The sequence below is a fragment of the Methylomonas sp. BG-2 genome, from assembly GCF_057766305.1.
Genome location: NZ_JBYMAP010000233.1, coordinates 1 through 6,124 on the forward strand (window position 1 = coordinate 1; position 6,124 = coordinate 6,124).

The 6,124-nt window shown below is 57.0% G+C and carries 6 protein-coding genes; 4 read left to right on the forward strand and 2 right to left on the reverse strand.

The features are described from left to right. The first annotated feature begins 160 nt into the window (after positions 1 to 160). The gene (locus tag AC3B8H_RS17340) at positions 161 to 886 is read left to right on the forward strand and encodes a hypothetical protein (RefSeq protein ID WP_488442797.1); all 726 of its coding nucleotides are present in this window, start codon (positions 161 to 163) and stop codon (positions 884 to 886) included. A gap of 77 nt (positions 887 to 963) precedes the next feature. Here AC3B8H_RS17340 and AC3B8H_RS17345 read toward each other — a convergent pair whose 3' ends face one another. Together AC3B8H_RS17345 and AC3B8H_RS17350 are read right to left on the reverse strand one after the other, a co-directional pair. Next, a complete protein-coding gene (locus AC3B8H_RS17345) occupies positions 964 to 1,737 on the reverse strand; it encodes a ParA family protein (protein ID WP_488442798.1) in 774 nt (257 codons plus the stop codon). 58 nt (positions 1,738 to 1,795) lie between these two features. After that, positions 1,796 to 2,284, reverse strand: a complete 489-nt coding sequence (locus tag AC3B8H_RS17350) for a zinc ribbon-containing protein (protein ID WP_488442799.1) — start codon at positions 2,282 to 2,284, stop codon at positions 1,796 to 1,798. Positions 2,285 to 2,375: 91 nt separating this feature from the next. Between AC3B8H_RS17350 and leuS the strand changes: the two genes are divergently transcribed. The 3 genes from leuS to holA form a co-directional block, all read left to right on the forward strand. Continuing rightward, positions 2,376 to 4,964: a leucine--tRNA ligase gene (gene leuS, locus AC3B8H_RS17355; RefSeq protein WP_488442800.1), complete on the forward strand. Its 2,589-nt coding sequence runs from the start codon at positions 2,376 to 2,378 to the stop codon at positions 4,962 to 4,964. Further along, a complete protein-coding gene (locus AC3B8H_RS17360; RefSeq protein ID WP_488442801.1) occupies positions 4,957 to 5,478 on the forward strand; it encodes an LPS-assembly lipoprotein LptE in 522 nt (173 codons plus the stop codon). The genes leuS and AC3B8H_RS17360 overlap by 8 nt, the downstream gene beginning before the upstream one ends. Before the next feature lie 2 nt (positions 5,479 to 5,480). After that, positions 5,481 to 6,124, forward strand: a 644-nt coding sequence (gene holA / locus AC3B8H_RS17365) for a DNA polymerase III subunit delta (protein WP_488442802.1), incomplete at its 3' end; no start/stop codon positions are given.

Genomic DNA, 6,124 nt, shown 5'->3' on the forward strand with positions numbered 1-6,124 from the left:
CTGATCGGTTTGCGCCGCCGGGGCTGATTCCCGCGGGAGGGCAGGGAAGCCCTCTAAGTCTTAATTTTAACCTACCGTTAACATGCCGGTTTGTAACGGGCGATCAGCGCGCTTGCGCGGGCCGCCGGTCCATGGCCGGAATTTCAAGCAGAGAAACGATATGAATTTCGGATTCAAAATGATGGCAGTGCTCGGCGCATTATCGGCTGGCCCAGGCGCCGAAGCCGCCGTGATCACTCAATGGAATTTCAACTCCAATCCGGCCGACGCGGCCACCGGTACCGGCCTAACCACGCCCGCGATTGGCGTTGGTAGCGCGACCTTGTTGGGCGTCACCGGCAGCTTTAGTAGCGGCGATGCCAGCGGCGGTTCGTCCGATCCGGCGAGCGGCGACGATAGCGGTTGGCAAACCACCAGTTACGCGGCGCAATCGGCGGGCAACAAGTCGCGCGGCACGCAATACCTGGTTAGCACGCTGGGCTTCGAGAATATTACGATCAGCTACGACCTGCGGCATAGCAACACCAGTTCTCGTTATGAACAAGTGCAATACACGCTGGACGGTTCTGTCTGGAGCGACATGGTCCAATTCGAGGGCAATGCCGGCGATACTTGGTTTAACGGCCGTAGCGTGGATTTCAGCGGCATCGCCGGCGTTGCCGATAACGCTTTTTTCGGCGTGCGCATCGTGGCGGCGTTCGCGTCGGGCGGCAATAGTTATCTGGCTTCCGATCCGACCAAATCCTATGGGGCCGCCGGTACCTGGCGTTTCGATATGGTCACGGTGTCGGGCAGTGCGTTGACCGCAGTACCGTTGCCGGGCTCGGTTTGGTTGTTCGGTTCGGTGGTATTGGGCTTGGTCGGTGGCGCGCGCCGCAAGGCTTAAGCCGCGAGGGTCCTGGATTCGTTGGTAGTCAACAAAAAAGCCTCGCTTATGCGAGGCTTTTTTCATGGATCGCCGGCCTATTTGTGAATTTCACTATGCAGCGCCCGATATTCCTCGGTCAATTTGTGGCTGGGTGCGTAGTGGATCAGTGGTTGGGCGTCCGAGTGCGATTCGCGGACCTTGACCGAGGTCGATATCTTGGTTTCCAGTACGGGCAGACCTTCGGCAATCAATTCCTCGACCAATTGGCGGGGTAGGTTGGCTTGCTTTTGGTATTGATTGACCACGATGCCTTCGATTTGCAGCTTATCGTTGTGGTCGGCCTTAACCTCGGCAATCGCCCGCATCAAGGTGTACAGCGCTTCGCGGGCGAAGGTGTCGCAATCGAACGGAATCAGGCATTTTTCGGCCGCGATCAGCGCCGACTGGCTGTAAAAGTTCAACACCGGCGGCGTGTCGATATAAATGTGTTCGAAGCCTTCCAGCTTTTCCAGCGCTTCCTTCAACTTGAAGATTTTGTAACGCGACTCCAAACGGCCTTGCAGCGCTTCCAGATCCGGGTGAGACGGGATGACATACAGATTCGGAAACGGGGTTTCGTGTATCGCGCTTTCCAAGCCTTCCTTCCCGCCGCCGAATAGGCCCAATCCCAGATTGTCCTTAAAGAAATGCGCGATGGTTTTATCCGGGTCGCCGACTTTGGCGCCAAGCAGATACTGAGTGGAGTTGCCCTGAATGTCGAGGTCGATGACCAGGGTTTTTTTGCCTTCCACGGCGCTGATGGCCGCGAGATTGCAGGTTATCGTGGATTTGCCCACGCCGCCCTTCTGATTGAAAATCACCCTGCGCATGATTGCCCTCGACAGTTAGCAAATAAAAGCCCGCATTATAAGGTTAACGCTTGCAATATCAACAGCGTGAGAACTGGGTGCCCTTGCACTCGGGGCAATCGGGCAGCACGCTGGTTGATTTGAAGGCGATTTGCTTGCCGCAGGCATCGCAGACGAAGGTGCCGGGGCCGGTGACGTCGCCGCTTTGGTAAGGGTGGTATTGCTTGGCTTCCATCTCCAGCGCCGCCAGTTTGACGCGGGTTTTGTCGGCGATACTCATAAAGGCATCGAGCGCGAAGTTTTCGATCAGTTCGAGGTCGAACTTCAGCCACTCCGACCACGAATCGTTTGGATTTTCCAGTTGCGGCGCAGCGGCGACATGTTCGACGTCGCGCATGACGTAATCGGCGATTTTATTGATTTCCTCTTGGGTATGGCCGCCCAGTGCGCTGGTTTTTTCCTTGGCGATTTCCAACGCGTCGGCGACCGTATGCAGGGTATCGTCCATCGCTTCGTAGAGATGGCCCATCAGATCGTCGTACGCTTTGGTCAGTTTGCTTTCGCCCATGGTTGCTCCCGGTTGTTATAGTGATTTGAGGCTTTGGATTTACCCGCCTCTAAGGTATTCTAGCGCCTTTTTATAGCATAAGACGAACAGGATGGAAGAGCATTACAACCCCACGGCCATCGAACAAAAAGTCCAAGCCGAGTGGGAAAAATCCGGGGTTTTCACGGCCGTCGAGAACACCGGCAAGGAAAAGTATTACTGTCTGTCGATGTTTCCCTACCCGAGCGGCAAGCTGCACATGGGCCACGTGCGCAACTATACGATAGGCGACGTGATCAGTCGCTTCCAACGCATGCAAGGCAAACACGTGTTGCAACCGATGGGTTGGGATGCCTTCGGCTTGCCGGCCGAAAACGCGGCGATGCAAAACAAGGTACATCCGGCCGACTGGACCTATTCCAATATCGACTACATGCGCGACCAGCTCAAACGCCTGGGCTTCGGCTACGACTGGAGCCGCGAGCTGGCGACTTGCGATCCGGAATACTACCGCTGGGAACAATGGTTCTTCATCCGCCTGCTGGAAAAAGGCCTGGTCTACAAAAAAACCGCGCCGGTCAACTGGTGTCCGCACGACCAAACCGTACTGGCCAACGAACAAGTCATCGACGGTTGCTGCTGGCGTTGCGATACGCCAGTCGAGAAAAAAGAAATTTCGCAGTGGTTTTTGAAAATCACCGCCTACGCCCAGGAATTGCTCGACGATCTGCAAAAACTGCCGGGCTGGCCGGAGCAGGTCAGAACCATGCAGGCCAACTGGATCGGCCGCTCCGAAGGCGTGGAGATGGATTTCGCGGTCGAGGGCTTCGATTCGCCGATCCGGATTTACACCACCCGTCCCGACACCGTGATGGGCGTCACTTACGTCGCCGTCGCCGCCGAACACCCGGTCGCCAAAAAAGCCGCCGAAACCAATGCCGAGATTGCTGCATTCATCGAATCCTGCAAGCAGATGGAAACCTCGGAAGCGGCAATGGAAACCATGGAAAAGCGCGGCATCGCCTCCGGTTACAACGCGATTCATCCTTTGACCGGCGAGTCGGTGCCGGTCTGGATCGCCAACTTCGTGTTGATGAGTTACGGCACCGGTGCGGTGATGTCGGTCCCGGCTCACGACCAGCGCGATTACGAATTTGCCAAACGCTACGGCATCGCGATTAAAGAAGTGATTGCGTCGGCCGACGGTAGCGACGATAGCGTTACTGAAAAGGCCTTCACCGATAAAGGGGTGTTGCTTAACTCCGGCGAATTCGACGGTCTGGATTTCAAACAAGCTTTCGACGCCATAGCCGCCAAATTGACCGGCCTCGGCAAGGGCGAGCGCAAAACCAATTTCAGATTGCGCGACTGGGGCGTATCCCGCCAACGTTACTGGGGCGCGCCGATTCCGGTGGTTTATTGCGACGACTGCGGTACGGTGCCGGTGCCGGACGAGCAATTGCCGGTGACCTTGCCGCGCGACGTGGTGCTGGACGGATCGCAGTCGCCATTGGCCGCGCATCCGGCCTTCCCGCACACGACCTGCCCGAAATGCGGCAAACCGGCGCGGCGCGAAACCGATACCTTCGATACTTTTATGGAATCGTCCTGGTACTTCGCCCGCTACGCCAGCAGCGATTGCCACACGGCGATGCTCGACCAACGCGCCAACTACTGGCTGCCGGTCGACCATTACATCGGCGGTATTGAACACGCGATTCTGCATTTGCTGTACTCGCGCTTTTACAACAAATTGCTGCGCGACGAAGGCTTGCTGGTCTGCGACGAGCCGTTCAAAAACCTGCTGACTCAGGGCATGGTGGTCGCCGAGACTTTTTACCAATTCGACGAACACGGCCATAAAAAGTATTTCAACCTGACCCAGATCGAAGTCGAGCGCGACGCCAAGGGCAAGATCGTCGGCGCCAAGTTATTGGAAGATGGTTCGCCGGTCACGGTCGGCGCGATCGAGAAGATGTCCAAATCCAAGAACAACGGTGTCGATCCGCAGGTGCTGATCGACAAATACGGCGCCGATACCGTGCGTTTGTATACGATGTTCACGTCGCCGCCGGACCAATCGCTGGAATGGAACGACGCCGGTGTCGAAGGTGCGTTTCGTTTCCTGAAGCGCTTGTGGCGGCAAGTGTATCTGCATGTCGAAGCCGGTTTGCCGCAAGCGCCGCTGGACAAGGCCGCGCTGAGCGACGATCAGAAAGCCTTGCGCCGCCAGTTGCACCAGGCCTTGCAAAAGGTGACCGACGACATGGCCCGTCGTCACACCTTCAACACCGCGATTGCCGCCAATATGGAGCTGGTCAACGCGTTGAACAAATTCGAGGACGATAGCGCCAACGGCCGGGCGGTACGCCAGGAAGTGCTGGAAGCCATCGTGTTGATGTTGGCGCCGATCATTCCGCACGCGGCGCAGCAACTGTGGAACGATCTGGGCCGCGACAGCGACATCGTCGCCGCGGCTTGGCCGGAACTGGACGAGTCGGCGTTGGTGCAGGACAGCATCGAGATGGTGGTGCAGGTCAACGGCAAATTGCGCGGCAAATTGGCGGTTGCGGTCAGTGCCTCCAAGGAACAGATCGAAACCTTGGCCTTGGCCGACGCCAACGTGCAGCGCTTTCTGGAGGGTAAGCCGATCAAAAAGCTGATCGTCGTGCCCGGTAAATTGGTGAATATCGTTGTTTAAGTTCAGCCCTCGGCAAAGGCTTGGTTTGCGAGCCGGCATTCTTCTAATCGCGGCGGGTATGACCGGTTGCGGCTATCACCTGCGCGGCTCGGTCGATATGCCGGAAGCGATGAAGAACGTTTACGTATTCGGTGCGTCTCAGCAGCTGCAAAGCCAGATGCAGTCCATCGTTCGCGCCTCCAAAGGCAAGATCGTCGGTTCGCCGAACGAGGCGGGCGTCGTGGTTAAGGTATTGAAGGAAGACATGCGCCGCCGGACCCTGTCTATCGGCTCGACCGGTAAGTCCAACGAGTCGGAGCTGGAATATTATTTGCGGTTCCAGATGTACGACAGCCAGGAAAAGCCGTTGATGGAGGAACAAACGATAGAGATGAGCCGCGAGTATTTCAACGACCAAACCGCAATCCTGGCAAAAACCAACGAGGAGCAATTGATCCGTTCCGAGATGTACAAGCAAGTAGCCCGGATGTTGTTGGCTAGGGCCAGGATAGCCGTCGACAATCAGAAAAAATAGCGATGCGCTTGAAGGTCGAGCAACTCGCCGGCGCATTGCAAAAAAGTCTCGCGCCGGTTTATTGGGTCGGTGGCGACGAGCCGCTGCAGCTCGGTGAGGCGGCCGACGAGATCCGCGCCGCCGCCCGGCGGGCAGGCTACACGACTCGCGAAGTGGTATCGGTGGAGACCGGCAACGAGTGGCCGCTATTGCTTGCCGAAGCTGAATCCCTGTCGATATTCTCCGACAAGAAACTGATCGATTTGAGATTACCGTCGGCCAAGCCGGGCGTCGAGGGCGGCAAGGTTCTGGTCGAGTATTGCAAGAAGCTCCCTAGCGAGACGATTTTATTGATTAGCGCAGGGAAGCTGGAAACGGCTTCGTTGAAGTCGCAGTGGTTCCAGGTCTTGGAAAGCATCGGTGTGGTGGTACAGGTCTGGCCGCTGCAAGGTCAGGAATTTTTGCAATGGCTGCAACGTCGCGCCGAGCGCAGAGGCATGCGGCTAAGCAGTGAGGCTGTTAGACTGTTGGCGTCCAGGGTAGAGGGTAACCTGCTGGCGGCGGCTCAGGAAATCGAAAAGCTCTTCATTCTGCATGGGGCTGTCGCGATAGACAATACGGCTGTCGAGGACGATGTCGCCGACAGCTCGCGATTCGATGTGTTTAA